This is a genomic window from Shinella pollutisoli, assembly GCF_024609765.1.
Lineage (GTDB): Bacteria > Pseudomonadota > Alphaproteobacteria > Rhizobiales > Rhizobiaceae > Shinella > Shinella pollutisoli.
In genome coordinates, this window is record NZ_JANFDG010000011.1 from 46,185 (window position 1) to 68,009 (window position 21,825).

A 21,825-nucleotide genomic window follows, 5' to 3' on the forward strand; every position below is an offset into this window, starting at 1 on the left:
GATACTGGAGCTTTTCCGCCGGCCGGACGGCATGATATGCGCCGGACAGCGCACGAATTGCGTCATCGACGGCCAGGCCGGGGTCTCTCCGCGCCGGCGCGCGCGGACCGGCGGCCACCGCCCCGCGAAACCTGCGCGCAAAGCCGGGACGCCGGAACCGGCGCGTGAGTGCCCTCGCCCGGCGCGCGCGCCTGTCCATCGGAAGAACCTTGGGACGACTCCAACCCGCAACCAACCGCCTTGCCGGCTCGGGCCACGCCGCCCGGGTTGAAAGCCCTGCCGCCCGCTGAAGAGCGGCAGGCCGCGGGCGCCGCAGCCCGCCGTCGGGCCGCGTGGAGCCGCCGGGCAAGGCATCGGCACGACGTGCCTGTACCGGCTGCTTTCCGCAATGCCGTCCATCCCCGATGGCCGCCCCACCGAAGAAGGCGGGATGGCGCCGTTTGCCTATTGACTTCCGTGGGCGGGATCGGAGATATATTATATATCATGTAGCGATGAGGGGCAAAATGGTTACGATCAACTGTGACATGGGCGAGGCTTTCGGCATCTATCGCTTCGGCGACGACGAGGCCTGCATGCCCTTCGTGACCCACGCCAACATCGCCTGCGGCTTCCATGCCTCCGACCCCGTCGTCATGGCGAAAACCGTCCGGCTGGCGAAGAAGGCGGGGATCAGGGTCGGCTCGCATCCGGGCCTGCCGGACCGGGAGGGCTTCGGGCGCCGGCCGATGCGCATGACCCGCGAGGAGGTCTCGGCGCTGACCATCTACCAGACGGGCGCGCTGGAAGGTTTCCTCAAGGCCGAGGGCGTGACGCTCTCGCATATCAAGCCGCACGGCTCGCTGTTCGGCATGGCCCAGAACGAGCCGGCCGTCGCCGAGGGCATCGCGGATGCCGCCGAGGTCTTCGGCGTGCCGGTCATCGCCTTTTCGGATTGCTGCATGTCGGAGGTCTTCACCCGGCGCGGCATTCCCTTCTCTTGCGAGTTCTACGTCGACATCGACTACGGCGACGACGGACGGCAGATCATCTCGCGCGAGCATCCGCCCATCTCGGCCGAGGAGGTGGCGGAGAAGGTACGCCGGGCCATCGGGCTGGGGCTCACCCGCTCGGTGAACGGCAAGGACGTGCGCGTGGTCGCGGAATCGATCTGCGTCCACTCGGACACGCCGAACGCCATCGAGGTCGCCCGCGCGGTTTTCGACGAATTGAACCAGAGCGGCAAGCTGACCCGGGACTAGAGCGATGCGCACGCTGGCTGGACAGTCACTGCAGGAGGACATCGCCGCCGCGATCGCGCCGGCGCTGCGGGCGATCGCGGCCTCGATCGGCCCGGACGGCCGGCATGTCCTCTACTATACCGGGGACCGCGTGCTGACCGCGCATACCGGCAGCGAGATCGCGCGCCGGATCTGTTCGGACCACTTCGCCGAACGGCTGCTGAAGGAGGCGCTGGTCGATGCCGAGCGCCAGTTCGGCGACGGGACGGCCCGGCTCGCCGTGATGGCGGGAGCGGCCCTGGCCGAGAGGCGCCGCCCCGGCGGCCCGGCGGTCGAGAGCGAACGCGTCATCGAGGCGCTCGCCTGGCTGCGGCCGGCGCTGGACGCGGCCTTCGCCGCGGAGACCCGCATCTGCGACGCGGGCGCCGGGCTGATCGCGGCGGCCGGCGTCGATGCCGCGCTCGTTCCCCTGATCCTGCAGGCGGATGCCGCGGCGGGTCCGGGCGGCCTGGTCGAGGTGAAGGAAGCGGCGGAAGCCGCCGTCGTCGCCGCCGACGGCTTCAGCTTCGATGCGCGCCATGCGGGCTCGGGGCCGCTTGCGGCGATGGACGACGTCCATCTGATCGTCGCCAACGAGATCCTGTCGGACTTCAAGACGCTCGCCCCGGTGATCGAGGGGTTCGCCGCGCGCGGCAAGGCGCTCGTCGTCGTGGCCCGCGGCATCGAGGGCCAGGCGCTGCAGCTGCTCGAGCGCAACCGGAAGGCCGGCGTGCTGAAGATCGCGGCCCTCGTCCCGGCCGATGCCGGGCCGCGCGCGGCCGAGATCCTCGAGGATCTGGCCGCCGCCAGCGGCGCGACGCTGGTCTGCGCCCAGGCGGGAACCGCCATCGAACGGCTGAAGCCCGCCATGCTCGGCCGGGCGGCGCGGTTCCGCTTCGAGCGCGGGCGGGTCCATCTGGCGGATGCGGCAGGCGCTGCGGACCGGATCGCCCTGCGCATCGCCTCCGCCGAGGCCGAGATCCGCGCGAAGCGCTACCTGCCGCTCGACCGCGAGCACGCCGAGCGGCGCCGGGCGCGGCTGGCGGGGCGCTGGGTGGAGCTGACCATCGCCCGGGGACCGGAATCGGGCGCGCAGGCGGAAACCGTGCGGCGCGCGATCGTGGCGCTGCGCGCCGCGCGCACGGACGGCGTCATCGTCGGCGGGGGCCGCGGCCTCGAGGCGATCGCCGACCGCCTGAAGGGCGCCGGCGGCAACGACCCCGCCCGGCTTGCCGCGGCGGCGATGATCGACGCGGCCTTGCGGGCGCCGGGACAGTGCCTGCGCCGCAATTCGGCCGAGCCCCGCGCGGACGGGCGCGGGCCGATGCCCGCCCTCGTCGCGGACCCGGCCCGGCTGTCGCGCGACCTGCTGGACGTCGCGCTCTCGCTTGCGGTCCGCCTTGCCGGAATCGGCGGGGCGGTGCTGCGCCACTGAAACTGGATATCGGATTTAGAGTGAGACCAGAGCAGATGAACAACGGCGTCGTGGATCCCATGCTCGAGATCGAGGATCTTGTCCACTGCTACGGTGCGGTGACCGCGCTGAACCATGTCTCGGTTTCGGCCGCGAAGGGCGAGTTCCTGACGATCCTCGGCTCCAGCGGCTCCGGCAAGACGACGATGCTGCGGGTGATCTCGGGGCTGGAGATGCCGACGTCGGTCCGCCGGCTGCGCATCGGCGGGCAGGACGTCGCCCATCTTCCCGCAGCCAAGCGCAATTGCACGACGGTGTTCCAGAGCTATGCGCTGTTTCCGCACATGAACGTGGTCGAGAACGTCGCCTACGGCCTGAAGATCCGCAAGGTGAACGGCCCCGACGCGCTGAAGGAGGCGCGGCGGGCGCTGGCGATGGTGCAGCTCGAGGGCAAGGCCGACCGGCGGATCAGCCAGCTCTCCGGCGGCGAGCGGCAGCGCGTGGCGCTGGCGCGGGCCGTGGTCACCCAGCCGGCCGTCCTGCTGCTCGACGAGCCGCTCGGCGCGCTGGACGAGCGCCTGCGCCAGGACATGCAGATCGAGCTGATGGAGCTGCAGCGCAGCCTGGGCATGACCTTCGTCTACATCACGCACAGCCAGGAAGAGGCCCTCACCATGAGCGACCGGGTCGTTCTGATGAGCCACGGCCGGATCGTCCAGAGCGGCAGCCCGCTCGATCTCTTCGACAGGCCGGAAAGCCGTTTCGCGGCGGGCTTTATGGGCTACGAGAACATCCTGGAGGCGACGCTGGTCGCGCAAGACGGCACGCTCGGCACGGTCGAGTTCCCCGGCGGCCTGCGCATCCGCGGGGTCGTCACCGCGGACGGCCTGAAGGTCGGCGGGACGGTCGCCATCGCGATCCGCGCCGAACGCATCTCTCCCGTGTCGGCGGAGGCGCCGGAGAGCGTCGAGGCGACGCTCACGAACCGGATCTACCGGGGCAAGTACACGGACGTCACGGTCGCCACGGGAGCAGGACCGCTGCGCTTGCGCAGCTGGCACGGCGTAGGGAGCGAAACAGAGGAAATACGAAGGGTTGGCTGGAACACGACGGATGCCGTGATCTTCGCCGCGCAGTGACTGCAAACCAGGAAAACCAACAGGGGATCGCAAGATGCAAGACAGATTTTCAACATACAACCAGGCCCAACTGACCCGCCGCCAGATGCTGGCGGGCATGACCGCGCTCGCGGGTGCCGCCACGCTCGGCGGCATGCCCGGCATCGCCGGCGCGCAGGACGTGGCGTCCGTCAAGATCTACGGCGTTCCGACGGCGGCGCTCAAGGACTGGGCGCCGATGGAGAAGTCGATCGGCGTGCGCGCCGAGCTCTCCGGCTCCAGCAACGACGTCGGCGTCTTCATGCGCGACGTCATGGGCGCCAACATGGGCGACAGCGTCGATCTCTTCGTCTTCGAATCCGGCACCGAGGACATTCTCGGGCCGCAGGGCTTCTACGCCCCGCTCGACGAGGCCAATCCCGAGCTGACGCTCTGGGAGCGCACGTCGGACGACTGGAAGCGCTCGGCCGTCGTGCAGGACCGCGACGGCAAGCAGTGGGGCGTGCCGGTGATCGGCAACGCCGACAGCTTCGGCTACTTCCCGGAAAAGCTCGGCATGGCGGCCGACAGCGAGGAGGAACTGTCCTGGTCGCTGATGTTCGAGAACGAGAACACCCGCGGCCGCGTCGCCTACGGCAACGCCTATACCTACTCGATGGGCGTCGCGGCACTCTATCTCCAGTCGAAGGGGGCCGCGACGTTCGGCGACATCGCCGACCTCACGCCCGAGGAGGCCAGGACCGTCGCGGACTTCCTGATCGAGCGCAAGAAGGCCGGCCAGTTCCGCACGCTCTACGGTGCGTTCGAGGAGCAGATCCAGCTTCTGACCAACCGCGAGGTGGACGTCATCAACTGCTGGGAGCCGGCCGTCCGCGAGGCCAATCTCAAGCTCGGGCCGGACGCCACGCGCTATGCCTACACCAAGGAAGGCTACTTCAAGTGGGGGCATGGCGCCTATATCGCCGCCCAGGCCGCCGACCGGGGCAATCTCGCCGCGATCTACAAGGTGCTGAACTACTTCCTCGGCGGCGAATATCGCGCGCTTCAGGCCCGCGACCGCGGCTATGCCGGCCCGAACATGGACCTCGGCGTCGAATATGCCGAGGCCAACGGCTGGAGCGCGGACGAGATCGCCGCGCTGAAGGCCACCGAGGCCAAGGTGAACAAGAAGTTCTCGAAGCCCTACGTCTCGACCACCACGCCGGACAATGCCGGCGCGATGGAAGAGGAATGGCAGCGCTTCCTGAACGCCTGAGCGAAGACGGGGTCCGGGCCCGCGGCGACGTGGGCCCGGACCGGCCGGCGATCCGGAACTTCTTTGGATGAGTGAGATGCAACAGACAGCAGGCGCCTCGGGAACAGCGACGGTCGGCCGCCAGGGTTTCCTGCGCGCGCTGGCCGGCAGGCTCGCCGACATGAACTTCGCCGTGACGGTCATCCTGTCGACCTGGTTCGTGCTGGTGATCGTGCCGATCGTCGTGCTCTTCGCCTTCAGCTTCTTCACCACCGTGCAGTTCCGCACCGTCTACGAGCCGACGCTGGACACCTGGATCGGGCTGTTCTCCTCCGGCCGGTGGGAGGTGACGCTGCGCACGCTGCGCATCGCGCTCACGGTGACGGTGATCGAGCTCCTGATCGCCTTCCCGTTCGCGCTCTGGCTGGCGAAGGGCTGCCGGTCCGGCACCGTGCAGGCCGTCTGCCTCGCCATGCTGACGATCCCGTTCTTCCTCGACATGTCCTCGCGCACCATCGTCTGGCGCGCCATCCTCGGCCAGTCCGGCCTGGTCAACACGATGCTGCTCGGCACCGGCCTCGTCGACACGCCGGTGGAGTGGCTGCTCTATTCGGAGGTGGCGGTGCATTTCGGCATGGTCGTCAGCCTGTTCCCGCCGATGGTCATGCCGATCTATCTGGCGATCAACCTGATCGACGACACGCTGCTCGAGGCCAGCAACGACCTCGGCGCTTCGCCCTGGCAGACGCTGAGCCGCATCATCATCCCGCTATCGCTGCCCGGCGTGATGGCCGGCGTGGTGTTCTGCCTCGGTCCGGCGCTCGCCGCCTGGGTCGAGCCGGGCATGCTGGGAGGCGGCTTCGTCAACCTCATCTCGAACTCGATCGAGAGCGCCTATTCCGCGCTGCGCTATCCCGTCGTCGCGGCACTTTCCGCCTTCGTGATCCTGCTGCTCCTGCTGCTGCTGGCGGCGATGTACCTGATCGCGCGGCGGTTCGGCGATCCTTCGTCCGTCAGCGTATTCAGAGGCTGAGCGCATGAAAAGCCAACACTCCCTCAACCTGCGCCCGATCTCGCCGAAACTCGAGCCCAGCTACGCGCCCGTCTGGAAGCGCCTCGGCAAGTGGGGCGGGTTCGCCATGCTGGCGCTCATCTACTTCCCGCTGCTGTGGCTCATCCTCCTGTCGATCAGCCAGAACCCGCTCGGCGGCATCCCGGGATCGTTCTCGCTCGAGCACTACCGCGCGCTGTTCTCCAACAGCGCCTGGCACAAGCCGATGCTGGCGAGCCTGGCGATCGGCGTCCTGGTGGGGCTGGTCTGCGCGGTGGCCGCGACGATCATCGGCCGCGCCCTGCCGACGCTCAACAGCCCGGGCCGCGTCCTGTTCATGTTCGTCGTCCCGCTCTTCGTGCCCGGCATGTCGATGGGGGCGGCCCTGTTCATCCTGGCGCGCGCCGTCCTCAACCTGAAGCTCGGCTTCTGGTCGGTCGCGCTCGGCCATTTCGTCTGGGCCTTCCCCTTCGCCCTGCTGATCGTCCTGGTGGTGACCGTCCGCTTCGACCACCGGCTGGTCGAGGCGGGCCGCGACCTCGGCGCAAGCAACTGGCGCGTCTTCTGGGACATCGAGTTCCCGATCCTGATGCCCGGCATCGTCAGCGCCGCGCTGTTCGGCTTCCTGATGTCGTTCAACGAGGTCATGCGGTCGATCTTCCTGCGCGGCACCGCCGAGACCATGCCGGTCTGGAGCTGGATCCAGGCCGCCGCCCAGCAGAGCCAGGTGCCGATCATCTTCTCGCTCGCCTCGCTGGTGCTGCTCGTCACCCTGCCGCTGCTGTGCGGCGTCTTCTGGCTGCTCTTCGCCCGGGTGGGCCGCTCATGAGCCCGGCCGCATACCCCTCCGCGGCCGGCGGCTCAGTCCGCCGGCGCGCGCGCCAGGCGCGGCAGCAGCGCCCGGGCCGCCAGCTTCAGGTCGTCGGCCATCGCCTCGCGCGCGGCCACGGCGTCCCGCCGCTTCACCGCCGCCATGATGTTGCGGTGCTCGTCGTTGGCATGCTCGCGGTAGTGATCCGTGTCGAACAGACCGGTGAAGACCGGGCCGACCTTCAGCCACAGCCCCTGGATCACCCGCAGCAGCTCGGGATTGCCCGCTCTCTCGTAGATGCTGAAATGGAACTCCCGGTTCAGCTTCAGATAGGTGCGCGCGTCGTAGGTGACCGTGGTCTCCGCGATCCGGTTGAGGAGCGCGTCGATCTTGACGAAGTCCTCGTCGGTGAAAAGCGGCGTCGCGAGCTCCGCCGCCATGCCCTCCAGCGCGACGCGGATCGGCAGGAGATGGTTGAACCGCTCGACCGTCATCTGCGGCACGACGATCGACCGGTTCGGCAGTTGCACCAGAAGATGCTCGGCGATCAGGCGCTGCAGCGCCTCGCGGATCGGCGTGGCCGAGATGCCGAAATTGTCGGCGAGATTGCGGATCACCATGGGCTGCATGGGCGCGAAGGTTCCCTCGGCCATGCCCTTGAGGATTTCGTCATAGGCTCGGTCGCTCAGCGGCTCGCGTGCGATCTTGGTCATTTCGTCCCTCTTCCCGACAGTCACGGAGCATGTTGCCCGAGTTTTCCTAAATATACGAAGTCACGACCGTTTCCGACAAGATATATCATATATCTATGCAGAATTATTCCCGGCGCTGCCGGCTCCTCGCCGCGCCCGGCCCGGTTCCAACAGAGGCACTCCCATGCTGCATGACACTTTGCGTTTTTTCCCCGGCGGCGACCGCGCTGTCGAGGTGGAATTGGGCGACGGGATGGATTTCACGCTGAATTTCACCGTGCACCGCCTCGTCGCGGCCGTGCGCGAGGCCGGAATCGCCGCGATCGAGGATATCATCCCCGAACTCGCCTCGCTGCAGATCAACTACGATCCCGACCGCATCTCCTACGAGGACCTCACCCGGGCGATCGCGGCCATCTACGAGGAGATGGGCTCCGACGTCTCGGGATCGCTGCCCAGCCGGCTGGTGACGCTGCCGGTCTGCTATTTCGACGAGGAGACGACGGCCTGCATCGAGGACTATCGCAAGACCTATCCCGACAAGCGGTTCGATCCCGACCTCCTGTGCGAGCTGAACGGGCTTGCCGACCGCGCGGCCCTGGCGCGCCGGCATTCCGGCACGGAATACTGGGTCGCCGCGCTCGGCTTCTGGCCGGGCCTCTGCTCGCTGCTGCCGCTGAGACCCGGCTCGCGCATCACCGCCCCCAAGTACAACCCGCCGCGCACCTGGACGCCGAAGGGCGCGGTCGGCATCGGCGGCGCGCTCTGCTGCGTCTATCCCGACCGGACGCCGGGCGGCTACCAGCTGATCGGGCGCTGCCCCGCGCCGATCTATGACGGCACCCAGCGCCTGCCGGCGTTCCGCGACAGCCTCGCGCTGCTGCGGGCCGGCGACCGGGTGCGCTTCCGCCCGGTGACGGCGGAGGAATGCGCCTGGATCGACGCCGAGGTCGCCGCCGGCCGCTACGAACACGACGTGGTCGAATACCAGATCTTCTCGGTCGACCGGTATCTCGACTGGGTAAAGGCGCACGGAGAAAAGGCATGAACGCGCGTTGCATCACCGTCCTGAAGCCGGGCCTTGAGACCACGGTGCAGGAACTGCCCGGCCGGATCGGCTATCTGGAGCAGGGCTTCCCGGTCTCCGGCCCCTTCGACAAATGGTCGTTCCGGCAGGCCAACCTGCTGGCTGGCAATCCGCGCGACACCGCCGCGCTGGAATGCCAGTTCCTCGGCCCGACGCTGCGCTTCGACTGCGACGCGACGGTCGCGGTCACCGGCGCCGACATGCGGCCGAAGCTCGACGGAGAGCCGGCGGCGATGTGGCGGAGCCTGCCCGTCAGGGCCGGCCAGGTGCTGGAGCTCGCGGCCGCCTACAGCGGCGCGCGCGGCTACGTCGCGGTCTCCGGCGGCATCGACACGCCCGTCGTGCTCGGCTCGCGGGCGGTGTTCCACATGGCCCGGGTCGGCGGACAGGCGCTCGCCAGGGACCAGGTCCTGCCGCTCGGTCCGCCGCCCTCCGGCGCCGGCGACATCCTCGCCGTTCCCGAGGCGAGCCGCCCGCCCTTCTCCACCGACAAGACCTGGCAGATCGAGGCGCTGGCCGGCCCGAACGACGACTGGCTCGACCCCGCCTCCGTCGAGATGTTCTTCAGCGCCGACTGGTCGGTGCAGGCCAAGAGCAACCGCACCGGCATCCGCCTGAGCGGCCCGCAGTTCGCCTTCGCCGGCCGGGCGCTCGACAAGAGCAGTGACCACGGCCAGGACCCGTCGAACATCATCGACCACGGCTATCCGCTCGGGGCGGTGAACCTCGCCGGGCAGACGCCGATCATACTGGTCAACGACGCCCCGAGCACCGGCGGCTTCATCAATCCCTTCACGGTCGCCAGCGCGGCGTTCTGGAAGCTCGCCCAGGCCAAGCCCGGCGACGTCCTGCGATTCCGCCGGATCGATCGCGAGGAGGCCGGCCGTCTGCGCGCCGCGCTCGAAACCGTGACCAGCGCAGGAGTGGCAGTCCGTGTCTGACGTGACGACTATCGTGCCCGCGAGCGATCCCGTCCGGGGCGCGCTCGGGGAAATGCTCAACAGCCCGCCGCCCGCCATTGACGAGGCCACCGCGGCCCGGCTGATGCAACGCCATTTCGGCATCTCGGGCAGCGCGGAGACCCTCGCCTGCGAGCGCGACGCGAACTTCCACATCGTCGCCGACGACGGGCGCAAGTTCACGCTGAAGGTCTCGAACCCGGCCGAGCCGGAAATCAACACCAACTTCCAGACCGAGGCGCTGCTCTGGCTGGAGCGGCGCGATCCCGGCCTGCCGGTGCCCAAGGCCCTGCGGGCGCTCGACGGAAGAAGCGAATTCCCGCTGGTGCTGGAAGACGGGCGGTCGAGCGTCATCCGCGTGCTCACCTGGCTCGACGGGTTCCCTGTGGTGCGCGTCGGCGTCACGCCGGCGCTGCGGCGCGACCTCGGGCGGGCGCTCGCGCGGCTCGGCATCGCCTTCGAGGGGTTCGACCATCCGGCCTCCAGCCACGAGATCCTCTGGGACGTCAAGAACGCCTCGCGTCTGCGGCCGCTGGTCGAGGCCCTGACGGAGCCCGACCTGCGCCGGCAGCTGACGGCGGAGCTCGACCACTTCGACGCCGATGTCCTCCCCGTCCTCGCGACGCTCAGGCAGCGCGTCGTGCACAACGACCTGAACCTGCACAACGCGGTGCTGGAGCCCACCGATCCGGACCGGATCACCGGCATCCTCGACTTCGGCGACATGGTGAAGACCGCGCTGATCATCGATCTCGCCGTCGCCGCCTCCTATCACACGCAGGAGGCCGAAGGCTGCCTCGCGGCGGTCTGCGACATGGTGCGGGCCTATCACGAGGTCCTGCCGCTGGAGCGGCGCGAGATCGACGTGCTGCGCGACCTGATCGTCGCGCGCCTGATGACGACCGTCGCCATCACCGAGGGCCGCGCGGCGCGCTATCCGCAGAACGCGGCCTACATCCTGCGCAACAACGGCCCCGCCCGCATGGGCCTGCGCCTCTTCGCAACCCTTCCCCGAGACCAGGTCACGGCGGCCCTTCGCGCCGCCTGCAGTATGGAGTGAGCCATGAAGACCCAGGAAGCAATGGTCAACGCCTTCATCGAGGGCGCGGCTGAACTGGACGAGGCGACCGCCGCGCTGATCGCGCAGCGCAAGGCCCTGCTCGGCCCCGCCTACCGCCTCATGTACGAGCGCCCGCTGCATTTCGTGCGCGGCGAGGGCGTCTGGCTCTACGACCCGGACGGCAACGCCTATCTCGACGCCTACAACAACGTGACCTCGGTCGGCCACTGCCATCCGAAGGTGGTCGAGGCGATCCGCCGCCAGGTCGGCATCCTGGCGACGAACACCCGCTACCTCCACGGCGCGGTCCTCGACTACGCCCGGCGCCTGCTCGCCACCATGCCGTCCGAGATCGGCCACCTGATGTTCACCTGCACGGGATCGGACGCCAACGACCTGGCCGTGCGCATCGCCCAGGCCCATACCGGCGGCAAGGGCATCATCGTGACGGAGACCGCCTATCACGGCATCACGCAGGCCGTTTCCGAATTCTCGCCCTCGCTCGGGGAGAATGTCGACCTCGGCGTGCACGTGCGCACCGTTCCAGCACCCGACAGCTACCGGTCGGAGAACGTCGCGGAGGAATTCACCGCCGCCGTCCGCGCCGCGATCGGCGACCTGCGGCGCCACGGCATCAAGCCGGCGCTCCTCATCTGCGACGGCATCTTCGCCAGCGACGGCGTCTTCGACGGTCCGGCGGGCTTCCTCAAGAGGGCGGTCGACGCCATCCGCGAGGCGGGCGGCCTCTATATCGCCGACGAGGTGCAGTCGGGCTTCGCCCGCACCGGCGAGGCGATGTGGGGCTTCCAGCGCCACGGCGTCGTCCCGGACCTGGTGACGATGGGCAAGCCGATGGGCAACGGCTTCCCGGTCGCCGGCGTGGCCGCGCGCCCGGAGGTGCTCGCGGACTTCGGGGCGAAGGCGCGCTACTTCAACACCTTCGGCGGCAACGCCGTGGCGGTCGCCGCCGCCTCCGCGGTGCTCGACGTCATCGAGGAGGAGGGGCTCCTGGAAAACGCCCGCACCATCGGCCGCCACATCAAGGAAGGGTTCCAGGCGCTCGCCGGCAGGCACGCCTGCCTCGGCGACGTGCGCGGCGCGGGGCTCTTCCTCGGCGTCGAGATCGTCTCGGACCGGGCCGGGAAGACGCCGGACGCCGCCGCCGCGACGCGCATCATCAACGGGCTGCGGGACGAGAACGTCCTGATCTCCGGCTGCGCCAAGGCGGCGAACGTGCTGAAGATCCGCCCGCCCCTCGTCTTCACGCGCGAGAACGCCGACGAGCTGATCACCAAGCTCGATCTGGTGCTGCAGCGCCTGTCCTGACCCCTTACGAGATTGCGGAGAGACCCATGACCATCAAGACCGTCGAAGCCATGCTGCCGGGCGTGATCTACCTGTCGCCCTCGCCCGACACGCCGCCCTTCAAGGCCGCGGGCGACCGGGTCGCCGCGGGCGAGACCGTGGCGCTGGTGGAGGTGATGAAGTCCTTCCTGCCCGTCGAGGCGGACAGCGACGGCACCTTCCTCGGCTATTCGACCGAGACCGGCAGCAATATCGAGCCCGGCGAGGCCGTCTGCCGGATCGAGGTCGCGCAATGACAACGCCGATCCGCAAGCTGCTGGTCGCCAACCGCGGCGAGATCGCCGTCCGCATCATCCGCGCGGCGCGCAAGCTCGGCATCGCCACCGTCCAGATCGTCAGCGAGGCCGACCGCGAGATGCTGGCGGCGCGGATGGCGGACGAGGTGATCGAGATCGGCCCGCCGGCGGCGGCGAAGTCCTACCTGAACGTCGGCAACGTGCTCGACGCGCTGCGCCGCAGCGGCGCCGACGCGCTCCATCCCGGCTACGGCTTCCTGTCCGAGAACGCGCAGTTCGCGAAGGCCGTCACCGACATGGGACGCATCTTCGTCGGCCCGGACGCCGGGACGATCGAGCGCATGGGCGACAAGGTGAACGCCCGGCAGGCGGCGATCGCGGCGGGCGTTCCGGTGGTGCCCGGCAGCGAGGGCCGCCTCGATGACGCCCGGGCCGCGCTGGAGCTCGCCGAGGCGATCGGCTATCCCGTCATGATCAAGGCGGCGGCCGGCGGCGGCGGACGGGGCATCCGCGTCGTGCGCAGCGCCGAGGAGCTCGCCGCCGCCGTTCCGCAGGCGATCGCCGAGGCCACGGCCGCCTTCGGCGACGGCGGCCTCTACCTGGAGGCCTATATCGAGAACGCGCGCCATATCGAGGTGCAGATCCTCGGGGACGGCGAGACCGTCGTGCATCTCTTCGAGCGGGAATGCTCGCTGCAGCGCCGGCGCCAGAAGGTCTGGGAGGAGGCGCCGGCCGCGGCCCTCCCGGCGGCGCTCAGGGCCGAGCTCTGCGCGTCGGCCGTGCGGCTCGCCCGGTCGGTCGCCTATCGCGGCGCCGGGACGATGGAATATCTCTACGATCCCGACCGCAACGCGTTCTACTTCATCGAGATGAACACCCGCATCCAGGTCGAGCATCCGGTGACGGAGATGGTCACCGGCGTCGACCTCGTCTGCGAGATGCTCCTGATCGCCGGCGGGCGGAAGCTGTCGATGGCGCAGGAGGACATCCGCTGCGACGGCCATGCGATCGAGGTGCGCATCAACGCCGAGGACCCGGCACGCAACTTCTTCCCGAGCCCCGGCCCGATCGACAGGCTGCAAGTCCCGAGCGGCGAGGCGATCCGCTTCGACACGGGCTTCGACGCCGGCAGCCGCGTTCCGCCCTACTACGATTCGCTGGTCGGCAAGCTGATCGTGTCGGGCAGCTCCCGCGCCCTGGCCATCGAGCGGCTGCGGCAGGCGCTGGAGGAGCTCGACATCGGCCCGGTCGCCACGACGATCCCGCTCCACCGCGCGCTTGCGCGCAACGCGGACCTGCTCGACGGCAATGTCTCGACGCAATGGCTCGAACGGTGGCTGGCGGAGAACGCGCTGTCCTCCTAGACGCGCTCCCGTCCTTCCCCGCGCCCGGATCCTAGGGCCTGCCGCGGGATCTGCGCCCGACGGAGGCCCGCTCGATCAGCGTGCAACCGACCCTGTGCACGCGGTGCGACCCGGGCGCGGGCCGTTTCGCGAGCTGCTCGATCGCCCAGGCGCCCATCGGGCGGTGCGGGAGCTCCAGCGTCGTCAGCTGGGGCCGCAGATGGCGCGCCAGCTCGTCGTCGTCGTATCCGACGACGGAGATGTCGCCGGGGATGCCCAGCCCTGCTTCGGCGATCGCATTGAAACATCCCATCGCCATCTTGTCGTTCTGGCAGAAGATGGCCGTCGGCGGCGCGGCGAGCGAGAGCAGCCTCTGCGTCGCCTCGAAGCCGGACGTCGGCGTCCAGTTGCCCTCCACGACCAGACGGTCGTCGTAGGCGATGCCCGCCTCGGCCAGGGCCTCCCGGTAGCCGGCGAGGCGGTCCTGCGCCGCCTCCATGAAGCTCTCCCCGACGACCGTGCCGATGCGCGTATGGCCCTTCCTGGCGAGAAGGGCGGTCGCCATGCGGCCGCCGGTCCTCTCGTCCGGCACGACCGACGGGAAACGGTTGTCGCTCGTGTAGCAGTTGAGCAGGACCAGCGGCACCGGCAGGTCCGCGAGCGCCGGATCGAGCGACACGCGGCGGGTGAAGATCGACATGTAGACGATGCCCTGCGCCCCCGCCTGGAGGAGCCGCGCCACCGCCCGGCGCTCGTGCTCGGCCCGCCCCTGGGTCTGCGCGACGAGGATGGTCACGTCGTTCTCCCAGGAGGCGTGGCGCGCGCCCTCGATGGCGTTGACGGCTTCCGGCGTCGTCGCCAGCTGGTCGACGACGAAGCCGATGCAGCTGCCGCGCAGGTCCTCCAGGCCCGCGCGCCGGACCGGGCCGCCCAGCCCGTAGCCGAGCGATCGAGCGGCCTCCAGCACCCGCGCGCGCAGCTCGTGCGAGATCTTGATGTCGGTCACGTTGTTCAGCACGACGGACACGGTCGCCTGCGAGCAGCCGGCGGCCTTCGCCACGTCCATCATCGTCACGCGCTTCCTGACTTTCCGGCCGTCCATGCCCTCTCCGCCTCCGACCCCGCTCCGTCCTCTACACCAACTAATAAAGTTCGGCCATTGACTAATAATTATTAGTTACGGTAGCCTCTGCGATGTTTTGGAGGAGACAGCCCAATGAACACACGACCCTCGTTCACCTACGACATCGCCGCCCAGGTGGCGCAGCTCGCCGAGGACGGCATCATCGGACTGAAGGGCGCATTCACCCCCGAATGGGCGGACGAGATGCGCGAGGACATGATGACGGCCTTCTGGTCGGCCATCCAGAGGCCGGGCGGCGCCGTCGGCCGCGGCCCGCGCCGCTGGTACGTGGAGATCCACCCGCAGGCCTTCCGCGGCTTCGTCGACCTCGTCACCCATCCCTGGGTGGTGGACGTCTGCACCAACGTGCTCGGGCCGGACTACCAGATCGTCGAGATCGGCCTGGACGTGCCGTTCCAGGGCGCGAAGTACCAGCCCTGGCACCGCGACTTCCCCTCCCCGGTCGACACCTATCGCGACCGCAAGATCACCTCGCTCGCCTTCAACCTCACCGGCGTCGACGTGACCGAGGACATGGGCCCCTTCGAGGTGGCGCCGGGGACGCAATATGACGACGGCCGTGCGTGGAAGCACGAGATGTTCCCGGACAAGGCGCTCTGGGGCCGCTTCCAGGAGCGCGCGACCCGCAAGTATCCGCAGCGCGGCGACATCTCCTGCCGCTCGGCCCTGACCGTCCACCGCGGCACGGAGCACCGCTCCCCCATCGCCCGGCCGGTCATGGTCCTCGGCGTCGACGCACCGGGCGCCGGGCATGCCGAATTGCACGACATGATGGTCACCCAGGACTGGTACGATGCGCTTCCGGAGATCGCCAAGAAGCACCTCGTCTGCCGGGTCGTCGACGAGCTGGTGCCGATCACTCAGAAGCACGACATCGAAGGCCTCGTCATGGGCGCAGACCCCGCCTGACATCGCACCGGCGCACCGGCGGCCGTCTGCCGCCGGGTGTGCTTCCCGCCGGAAGACGGCCGCCCGATCGGCCCGGCGGATGCCCGGCGGGCGATCGGGCGCGCGGCTTTGCAGACAGCCGCGCAGTTCACATCCCGCACCGGTCGCCCTCCGCATGGCGAGGCGGGCCGCTCCGCAGATCGCCCGGATCGGGGCCGCCGATAGGCAACGGCCGCCCCCGCCGCACTCGACCCGTCATGACGCAACCGGCCGCCGCAGCGGTCCGGATCCCCCCCGTTTCTTTGCCCTGCCCCCGTATCCGCGAGCGCGCCGGCGCATTCGCCGTTGAGAAGACGCGCGTTCTTTTGCAAGGATATCCCCATCGGAATGTCCCGAACAGAGAAAGAGGAGCTTGCATTGTATACAGGATACAGTATGGTGGATTCATGGACATGAGCTACCCACACAAGCTTTCGGCAGGAATCGCGGACAACCTCGTTGCCGTGCTCGAGGAGGCGATCGTCTTCCTCGAACTCGCGCCGAGCGAACGGCTGACCGAGGAGGAGGTGGCGGAGCGCTACGGCGTCAGCCGCTCTCCGGTGCGCGACGCGCTGCGGTCGCTGGAGCGCGACGGCCTCGTGCTGCGCGAGGCGCGCAAGGGCATCTGGGTCACGCCGATGTCGCTGCGGGACTTCGACGACATCTACCGCTGCCGCATCGCGCTCGAGGCCATCGCGGCCGAGCAGGCGGCGCGCTCGACCGACACGGCCCTCAAGGAACAGCTCTGGCAGGTGCTCGACGGGATGAAGCGGGCGCGGGAGGCCGGCGACGCCAGGCTCTTCTTCACCCACGACGTGCGCGGCTCCGAGCTGATCTACCAGATCGCCGACAACACCACGCTGCGCCGGCTGCTCAAGGGGCTGGAGAAGCAGGCGCTGCGCTACCGCTATCACCTCTACCAGCGCAACAGGAGCGTCGTGGACCTCTCCTTCGACGACACCGCGCTGATCTTCCGGGCGATCGTCGACGGCGACGCCGAGCGCTCGTACGCGCTGGAGCACGACCTGATCGAGAAGATCTGGCGCGAGACCCGCGACGCGATCCGCGCGGAGTTCGGGGAAGGCCGCAAATGATCGGCGTCGAAGCGGCATTCCCCTATATCGACACCCACACGGCCGGGCATCCGACCCGCGCCGTGCTGGGCGGGATCCCGCCGCTTCGGGGCCGCAGCGTCCTCGAGAAACGCGAGGATTTCGAGCGCCGCTTCGATCATCTCCGCCCTGCCCTGCTGCACGAGCCGCGCGGCCACGCCGCCATGGTCGGGCTGATCCCGGTTCCGTCCGAGGTGGCGGATTTCGGGGCGATCTTCATCTCCTCCTACGTCTATCTCGGCATGTGCGGCCACGGCACCATCGGCCTTGCCAAGACGCTGGCCTTCACCGGGGCGATCTCGCCCGCCACGGGCGACGGCTTCACGCTGGAGACCCCGGCGGGCGTGGTCGACGTGCGGCTGGAATGGGACGGCGAGGGCCGCCTCGGCGCGGTCTCGCTGAAGAACGTGCCGGCCTACATGGGGATCGAGGCGCTGGAGGTCGACGTCCCCAGGCTCGGCACGATCCGCACCGACATCCTCTATTCCGGCATGTGGTACGCGATGGTCGACGCCGATCCGCTCGGGCTCGCGCTCACCCCCGACAACGTCTCGGCCGGCCTCGCGCTCGGCTGGAAGATCAAGCAAGCGATCGCCAAGGCCACGGACGGGCGGCCCGAGATGCGCGGCCTTCCCGCCCCCTCCGTGCTGTTCCACAGCGACCTCGGCCGGGGCAGCGCACGCCAGTTCCTGGTGCTCGCGCCCAACAAGTACGACCGTTCTCCCTGCGGCACCGGCACCTGCGCGCGCATGGCGCAGCTCCTGATCCGCGGCGCGCTGTCGGAGACCGAGACCTATCGCGCCGAGAACATCCTCGGCGTGCCCTTTACCGCGGAACTCGCCGACAAGAGCGAGGTCCACGGTACGACGGGTTATTCCGTCATCGTCCGGGGAGAGGCTTACGTCGCCTCCCAGGGCACACTGTACCTCGAAAAGGGCGATCCGCTTTCGGGGGGGTTCCTGGGCCGGTGAAACGAGCCGGTCTCAAACGTCGAAACAAATCAGGGAGAGTTGAAATGTCATTCTTTGGAAACATCCTCCGGGCGTGCGCCCTGGGGGCGGCGGTAGCTGTTGCCGCGTGGAACCCGGCCGCCGCTCAGGAGAACCCCTCGGCGGTGATCGACGAGATCCGCGCCAGCGGCGAGCTGAAGATCCCGGTCATGGTCGGCGAGGAGCCGGGCTACATCAAGGATCCGGCCACCGGCGCCTGGAGCGGCTTCTACGTCGACTTCCTGACGGAGGTCGCAACCGAGCTCGGCGTCAAGGTGACGCCGGTCGAGACCACCTGGGGCAACCTCGCCGCCGACTTCCAGTCGAACAAGATCGACGTCGCCATCGGCGTGAACCCGAACCCCAAGCGCGGCCTCGTGGTCGACTACCTGTGGGAGCCGCTCTTCACCGACGCCTGGGCCGTCTTCTCGCCGAAGGGCAAGCCGGTCGCCACCTGGGCCGAGCTGAACACGCCCGAAAAGACCGTCGTCGTCCAGAAGGGCTCGACCATGCAGATCGTGGCCGAGGCGCTGCTGCCCAAGGCGACGATCACCGTGGTCGAGGACCGCAACCTCGCGATCATGGAACTGCAGGCCGGCCGCGCCGACGCGATGATCCAGTCGGTCTTCGACGTCCTGCAGATCGCCCAGCAGGTCGGCGGCGAGGTCTCGGTGCCCGAGCCCATGCTGCGCAACCCGGCCACGCTCGCCGTCGCGCGCAAGGCCGGCAATGCGGGCTTCATCAACTTCCTGACCAACTGGGTCCAGCAGCAGCGTTCGCTCGGCCTGGCGCAGGGCCGTCTGGCGAAGTCCTGGGAAGATCGCGGCATCGACCTGTCCATCCTTCCCGACAACTTCAGCTTCTGATCCGCCTCAGGGCCGGCCCGGCCTCGGTCCGGCCGGCCCTTCGACTTCGCTCCCGCGCCACGTTGGTCAAACCAGCCCAGGAGTCACGCATTTGTTCGATATTTCCGTCATCCTGCAGAACTGGCCGTTGTTCTGGAACGGGCTTCTGGTCACGCTGTTCTACTCGGCGATCTCCATCGGCGCGGGCCTCGTCATCGGGCTGATCATCGGCCTGATCCAGCTTACCGGCTCGCGGACGCTGACCGTCGTCGGCCGGGTCTATGTCGAGATATTCCGCAACATCCCGCTGCTGGTGATCCTGCTGTGGATCTACTACGCCTTCCCGATCTTCGCCGGGCTCGCCGTCACCAAGTTCTGGGCGGGCTTCGCAGGCCTCAGCCTCTATGCCGGCGCCTTCTATGCCGAGATCCTGCGCGCCGGCGTGCAGTCGATCGACAGGGGCCAGACCGACGCCTCGACCGCGCTCGGCATGACCTACGGCCAGCGCATGCGCCGGGTGATCCTGCCGCAGGCCTTCCGCCGCATGATCCCGCCGCTCGCCGGCCAGTCCATCATCCAGATCAAGAACACCACGCTGATGTCGATGATCACCGTGCCCGACCTGCTCTACCAGGCGAGCTACGTCAGTTCCTTCACCTACCGGCCCATGGAGGTCTACACCATGGTCGGCGTCATGTTCCTCGTCCTGCTCGTGCCGCTGACGTTCCTGTCGCGCAAGCTGGAAACCATCTCGGAGCGCGTCAAATGATGAAGTCCGACCCGCTTCTGAAGATCGAGGGGCTGCGGCTGAAATTCGGCCAGCGCGAGGTGCTGAAGGGCGTCGACCTTTCCGTGGAGAAGGGCGAGGTCGTGGTGCTGATCGGCGCGTCCGGCTCGGGCAAGACCTCGCTTCTGCGCTGCATCAACCTGCTCAACATGCCGTCCGCCGGCCGCATCACCATCGGCGGCGAGGCGATCTACGAGCTCGATCCCTCCGCCCGCGACGGCAACGGCGTGCCGGCGAAGACGGTGAACCGCATCCGCTCGCAGACCGGCATGGTGTTCCAGCAGTTCAACCTCTTCCCGCACATGACGGCGTTGGAGAACGTCATGGAAGGGCCGGTCACCGTCAAGAAGGCCGACCACGGCGCGACCCGCAAGGAGGCGCTCGACCTGCTTTCGCAGATGGGCCTGGAGGAGCATGTCGGCAAGTATCCGCGCCAGCTCTCCGGCGGCCAGCAGCAGCGCGTGGCGATCGCGCGGGCCTGCGCCATGCATCCGCAGGTCATGCTGTTCGACGAGCCGACCTCGGCGCTCGACCCGGAGCTTGTCGGCGAGGTGATGAAGGCGATGGTCGATCTCGCCCGCACCGGCATGACCATGGTCATCGTCACCCACGAGCTCGGCTTCGCCTTCGAGATCGCCGACCGGGTGATCTTCCTCGATCTCGGCACGATCGCCGAGGACGGCCCGCCGAAGGAGGTGCTGCTGCGCCCGACGCATCCGCGGCTGAAGAGCTTCGTCGGCCGCTTCCACGAGACCGCCGACCTGCTGCGCCCCTTCCTCGAAGGCGGCTGATCCCGAACGATCCGGCGGGCCGCGGCCCGCCCGGACCGCAATCCGCGCGTCGGCCCCGCCCCGGGGCCGGCCGGCTCGCTGCGTCCCGGCGCAGGCAAGACACGAAGGAAAGCCCCATGTCCCTCAGCTTCGATCCCGATACCGTCACCATTCCCTCCGGCCATCACATCGGCGGACGTTTCGTCGACCTGCCGGGCGAGGAGATCGCCGTGCTGCGTCCCTCCGACGAGCGGCCGATGCGCCCCGTCACCGACGGCGGCAAGGATGCCGTCGACATGGCGGTCGCGGCGGCGAAAGCAGCGCTCGCCGCCTCCGGCTGGGCACGGATGAACCCGCGCGACCGGGCGAAGGCCCTCTTCCGCTTCGCTGAACGGATCGAGGCGAAGGCGGAATATCTCGGCCGGCTGGAGGCCATGGGATCGAGCCGGCTGGTGGCGGGCACGATCACGGGCGATGCGGTGCGCACCGCCGGCGTCGTGCGCTACTTCGCCGAATATTGCGACAAGCTCGAGGGCATCGTCACCGCGACCAAGGGCGACACGCTGAGCTACACCCGGCGCGAACCCTACGGGATCGCCGGCGCGATCGTGCCGTGGAACTTCCCGATGATTACCGCGGCGTGGAAATTCGCCCCGGCGCTGGCGGCCGGCAACGCCGTGGTGATGAAGACGTCGGAGCTGACCCCGCACAGCCTGCTGGCGCTCGCCGAATGCGCCGCCGAGGCGAGGCTGCCGGGCGGCCTCCTCAACGTGGTGAACGGCTGGGGCCACACCACGGGTGCCGCCATCGTCGCCCATCCCGAGATCGGCATCGTCTCCTTCACCGGCTCGACGAAGACGGGGGCCGCGGTCATGTCGCTCGCCGCGCAGTCGGGCATCAAGCCCGTCGTGCTGGAGCTCGGCGGCAAGAGCCCGCAGATCGTCACCCGCGACCCGGGCGAGATGGACGCCGTGGCGACCCGCGTCGCCAATGCCTTCATGGTCAATGCCGGCCAGGTCTGCACGCTCGCCTCGCGGCTGATCGTCGACAGGACGGTGGCGGACGAGCTGCTCGACCGGGTGATCGCCAGGACCAAGGAGATCAAGGCCGGCCCGACCTGGGACGAGGCCACCACCTTCGCCCCGGTGATCTCCGCCCGGCAGTTCGAGCGCATCGACACGCTGGTGCAGGAGACGGTGAAGCAGGGTGCGGCGGTGCTGACCGGCGGAACCCGGCTCGAAGGCCCGAACGAGGGCAATTTCTACGCCCCGACGGTGCTTGCCAACGTCTCGCGCGCCAATATCGGCTTCGGCGAGGAATATTTCGGCCCCGTCATGTCCGTGACGACCTATGACGAGATCGAGGAGGCCATCGCCGAGGCGCAGCACCCGACCTACGGCCTCTCGGCCTCCGTCCACACGCAGGACCTGAAGCTCGCCATGAAGGTCGCCGACGCGGTCGAGGCCGGCATGGTCTGGGTCAACCAGCACGGGCGCGACCCCGAGTTCACCTACACCGCCGGCGGCTGGAAGGGCTCCGGCTTCGGCAAGGACATGGGCCGCGCCGGCATCGAGGAATTCACCCGGCAGAAGGCCGTGTGGATCAATTATCTCTGAGGACAT

21 protein-coding genes are annotated in these 21,825 nt (G+C 68.9%); 19 read left to right on the forward strand and 2 right to left on the reverse strand.

From position 1 onward, the window contains the following. Nucleotides 1-506 precede the first annotated feature (506 nt). From pxpA to NNZ72_RS10785, 6 genes are all read left to right on the forward strand, one after another. The gene (gene pxpA, locus NNZ72_RS10760) at nucleotides 507-1,241 is read left to right on the forward strand and encodes a 5-oxoprolinase subunit PxpA (RefSeq protein WP_257315309.1); all 735 of its coding nucleotides are present in this window, start codon (nucleotides 507-509) and stop codon (nucleotides 1,239-1,241) included. 4 nt (nucleotides 1,242-1,245) lie between these two features. Next, a complete protein-coding gene (locus NNZ72_RS10765; RefSeq protein WP_257315310.1) occupies nucleotides 1,246-2,694 on the forward strand; it encodes a hypothetical protein in 1,449 nt (482 codons plus the stop codon). Between the two features lie 35 nt (nucleotides 2,695-2,729). Further along, complete coding sequence (locus tag NNZ72_RS10770; RefSeq protein ID WP_257315311.1) at nucleotides 2,730-3,812, forward strand: ABC transporter ATP-binding protein; 1,083 nt, start codon at nucleotides 2,730-2,732, stop codon at nucleotides 3,810-3,812. A gap of 34 nt (nucleotides 3,813-3,846) precedes the next feature. Beyond that, nucleotides 3,847-5,046, forward strand: a complete 1,200-nt coding sequence (locus NNZ72_RS10775) for an ABC transporter substrate-binding protein (RefSeq protein WP_257315312.1) — start codon at nucleotides 3,847-3,849, stop codon at nucleotides 5,044-5,046. A 76-nt stretch (nucleotides 5,047-5,122) separates the two neighbouring features. Then, nucleotides 5,123-6,058 carry an ABC transporter permease gene (locus NNZ72_RS10780; protein WP_257315313.1) on the forward strand — a complete coding sequence of 312 codons (936 nt, stop codon included), beginning with the start codon at nucleotides 5,123-5,125 and terminating at the stop codon, nucleotides 6,056-6,058. Between the two features lie 4 nt (nucleotides 6,059-6,062). Next, nucleotides 6,063-6,905: an ABC transporter permease gene (locus tag NNZ72_RS10785; protein ID WP_257315314.1), complete on the forward strand. Its 843-nt coding sequence runs from the start codon at nucleotides 6,063-6,065 to the stop codon at nucleotides 6,903-6,905. Nucleotides 6,906-6,937: 32 nt separating this feature from the next. Here the strand turns inward: NNZ72_RS10785 and NNZ72_RS10790 are convergent, their stop codons facing one another. Continuing rightward, nucleotides 6,938-7,600 carry a GntR family transcriptional regulator gene (locus NNZ72_RS10790; RefSeq protein WP_257315315.1) on the reverse strand — a complete coding sequence of 221 codons (663 nt, stop codon included), beginning with the start codon at nucleotides 7,598-7,600 and terminating at the stop codon, nucleotides 6,938-6,940. Between the two features lie 163 nt (nucleotides 7,601-7,763). Between NNZ72_RS10790 and NNZ72_RS10795 the strand changes: the two genes are divergently transcribed. From NNZ72_RS10795 to NNZ72_RS10820, 6 genes are read left to right on the forward strand one after another with little or no spacing between them, the layout of a single operon-like run. Next, nucleotides 7,764-8,627 (forward strand): 5-oxoprolinase subunit B family protein, encoded by an 864-nt coding sequence (locus NNZ72_RS10795; RefSeq protein ID WP_257315316.1) that lies wholly within the window; start codon nucleotides 7,764-7,766, stop codon nucleotides 8,625-8,627. Continuing rightward, complete coding sequence (locus NNZ72_RS10800) at nucleotides 8,624-9,607, forward strand: 5-oxoprolinase subunit C family protein (RefSeq protein ID WP_257315317.1); 984 nt, start codon at nucleotides 8,624-8,626, stop codon at nucleotides 9,605-9,607. Before NNZ72_RS10795 ends, NNZ72_RS10800 begins: the two co-directional genes overlap by 4 nt. Beyond that, entirely contained in the window at nucleotides 9,600-10,685 is a 1,086-nt protein-coding gene (locus NNZ72_RS10805; RefSeq protein ID WP_257315318.1) for a phosphotransferase, read from the forward strand. Before NNZ72_RS10800 ends, NNZ72_RS10805 begins: the two co-directional genes overlap by 8 nt. A gap of 3 nt (nucleotides 10,686-10,688) precedes the next feature. Beyond that, a complete protein-coding gene (locus tag NNZ72_RS10810; protein ID WP_257315319.1) occupies nucleotides 10,689-12,011 on the forward strand; it encodes an aspartate aminotransferase family protein in 1,323 nt (440 codons plus the stop codon). Nucleotides 12,012-12,037: 26 nt separating this feature from the next. Beyond that, nucleotides 12,038-12,286, forward strand: a complete 249-nt coding sequence (locus NNZ72_RS10815; RefSeq protein ID WP_257315320.1) for a biotin/lipoyl-containing protein — start codon at nucleotides 12,038-12,040, stop codon at nucleotides 12,284-12,286. Next, the gene (locus NNZ72_RS10820; protein ID WP_257315321.1) at nucleotides 12,283-13,650 is read left to right on the forward strand and encodes an acetyl-CoA carboxylase biotin carboxylase subunit; all 1,368 of its coding nucleotides are present in this window, start codon (nucleotides 12,283-12,285) and stop codon (nucleotides 13,648-13,650) included. Before NNZ72_RS10815 ends, NNZ72_RS10820 begins: the two co-directional genes overlap by 4 nt. Nucleotides 13,651-13,681: 31 nt before the next feature. Here NNZ72_RS10820 and NNZ72_RS10825 read toward each other — a convergent pair whose 3' ends face one another. Beyond that, on the reverse strand, nucleotides 13,682-14,731 hold the full coding sequence (locus NNZ72_RS10825) for a LacI family DNA-binding transcriptional regulator (RefSeq protein WP_257315322.1): 1,050 nt from the start codon (nucleotides 14,729-14,731) through the stop codon (nucleotides 13,682-13,684). A 114-nt stretch (nucleotides 14,732-14,845) separates the two neighbouring features. Here NNZ72_RS10825 and NNZ72_RS10830 point away from each other — a divergent pair, with 114 nt between their 5' ends. From NNZ72_RS10830 to NNZ72_RS10860, 7 genes are all read left to right on the forward strand, one after another. Continuing rightward, nucleotides 14,846-15,682 (forward strand): phytanoyl-CoA dioxygenase family protein, encoded by an 837-nt coding sequence (locus NNZ72_RS10830; RefSeq protein WP_257315323.1) that lies wholly within the window; start codon nucleotides 14,846-14,848, stop codon nucleotides 15,680-15,682. Between the two features lie 431 nt (nucleotides 15,683-16,113). Beyond that, nucleotides 16,114-16,794 carry a GntR family transcriptional regulator gene (locus NNZ72_RS10835; protein ID WP_257315324.1) on the forward strand — a complete coding sequence of 227 codons (681 nt, stop codon included), beginning with the start codon at nucleotides 16,114-16,116 and terminating at the stop codon, nucleotides 16,792-16,794. Further along, complete coding sequence (locus NNZ72_RS10840; protein ID WP_257315325.1) at nucleotides 16,791-17,783, forward strand: proline racemase family protein; 993 nt, start codon at nucleotides 16,791-16,793, stop codon at nucleotides 17,781-17,783. The genes NNZ72_RS10835 and NNZ72_RS10840 overlap by 4 nt, the downstream gene beginning before the upstream one ends. Nucleotides 17,784-17,827: 44 nt before the next feature. Next, a complete protein-coding gene (locus NNZ72_RS10845) occupies nucleotides 17,828-18,667 on the forward strand; it encodes a transporter substrate-binding domain-containing protein (protein WP_257315326.1) in 840 nt (279 codons plus the stop codon). A gap of 91 nt (nucleotides 18,668-18,758) precedes the next feature. Next, the gene (locus NNZ72_RS10850; protein WP_257315327.1) at nucleotides 18,759-19,415 is read left to right on the forward strand and encodes an amino acid ABC transporter permease; all 657 of its coding nucleotides are present in this window, start codon (nucleotides 18,759-18,761) and stop codon (nucleotides 19,413-19,415) included. Beyond that, a complete protein-coding gene (locus NNZ72_RS10855) occupies nucleotides 19,412-20,224 on the forward strand; it encodes an amino acid ABC transporter ATP-binding protein (RefSeq protein WP_306766264.1) in 813 nt (270 codons plus the stop codon). The genes NNZ72_RS10850 and NNZ72_RS10855 overlap by 4 nt, the downstream gene beginning before the upstream one ends. Nucleotides 20,225-20,340: 116 nt before the next feature. Continuing rightward, nucleotides 20,341-21,819 (forward strand): aldehyde dehydrogenase family protein, encoded by a 1,479-nt coding sequence (locus tag NNZ72_RS10860; protein WP_257315328.1) that lies wholly within the window; start codon nucleotides 20,341-20,343, stop codon nucleotides 21,817-21,819. Nucleotides 21,820-21,825 lie beyond the last annotated feature (6 nt).

Coding starts and splice junctions, on each gene's coding strand:
- NNZ72_RS10830 (WP_257315323.1), top strand. CDS start 14,846: ATGAACACACGACCCTCGTTCACCTACGACATCGCCGCCCAGGTGGCG.
- NNZ72_RS10810 (WP_257315319.1), top strand. CDS start 10,689: ATGAAGACCCAGGAAGCAATGGTCAACGCCTTCATCGAGGGCGCGGCT.
- NNZ72_RS10825 (WP_257315322.1), bottom strand. CDS start 14,731: ATGGACGGCCGGAAAGTCAGGAAGCGCGTGACGATGATGGACGTGGCG.
- NNZ72_RS10835 (WP_257315324.1), top strand. CDS start 16,114: ATGAGCTACCCACACAAGCTTTCGGCAGGAATCGCGGACAACCTCGTT.
- NNZ72_RS10775 (WP_257315312.1), top strand. CDS start 3,847: ATGCAAGACAGATTTTCAACATACAACCAGGCCCAACTGACCCGCCGC.
- NNZ72_RS10780 (WP_257315313.1), top strand. CDS start 5,123: ATGCAACAGACAGCAGGCGCCTCGGGAACAGCGACGGTCGGCCGCCAG.
- NNZ72_RS10840 (WP_257315325.1), top strand. CDS start 16,791: ATGATCGGCGTCGAAGCGGCATTCCCCTATATCGACACCCACACGGCC.
- NNZ72_RS10800 (WP_257315317.1), top strand. CDS start 8,624: ATGAACGCGCGTTGCATCACCGTCCTGAAGCCGGGCCTTGAGACCACG.
- NNZ72_RS10770 (WP_257315311.1), top strand. CDS start 2,730: ATGAACAACGGCGTCGTGGATCCCATGCTCGAGATCGAGGATCTTGTC.
- NNZ72_RS10820 (WP_257315321.1), top strand. CDS start 12,283: ATGACAACGCCGATCCGCAAGCTGCTGGTCGCCAACCGCGGCGAGATC.
- NNZ72_RS10815 (WP_257315320.1), top strand. CDS start 12,038: ATGACCATCAAGACCGTCGAAGCCATGCTGCCGGGCGTGATCTACCTG.
- NNZ72_RS10845 (WP_257315326.1), top strand. CDS start 17,828: ATGTCATTCTTTGGAAACATCCTCCGGGCGTGCGCCCTGGGGGCGGCG.
- NNZ72_RS10855 (WP_306766264.1), top strand. CDS start 19,412: ATGATGAAGTCCGACCCGCTTCTGAAGATCGAGGGGCTGCGGCTGAAA.
- pxpA (WP_257315309.1), top strand. CDS start 507: ATGGTTACGATCAACTGTGACATGGGCGAGGCTTTCGGCATCTATCGC.
- NNZ72_RS10765 (WP_257315310.1), top strand. CDS start 1,246: ATGCGCACGCTGGCTGGACAGTCACTGCAGGAGGACATCGCCGCCGCG.
- NNZ72_RS10790 (WP_257315315.1), bottom strand. CDS start 7,600: ATGACCAAGATCGCACGCGAGCCGCTGAGCGACCGAGCCTATGACGAA.
- NNZ72_RS10860 (WP_257315328.1), top strand. CDS start 20,341: ATGTCCCTCAGCTTCGATCCCGATACCGTCACCATTCCCTCCGGCCAT.
- NNZ72_RS10795 (WP_257315316.1), top strand. CDS start 7,764: ATGCTGCATGACACTTTGCGTTTTTTCCCCGGCGGCGACCGCGCTGTC.
- NNZ72_RS10785 (WP_257315314.1), top strand. CDS start 6,063: ATGAAAAGCCAACACTCCCTCAACCTGCGCCCGATCTCGCCGAAACTC.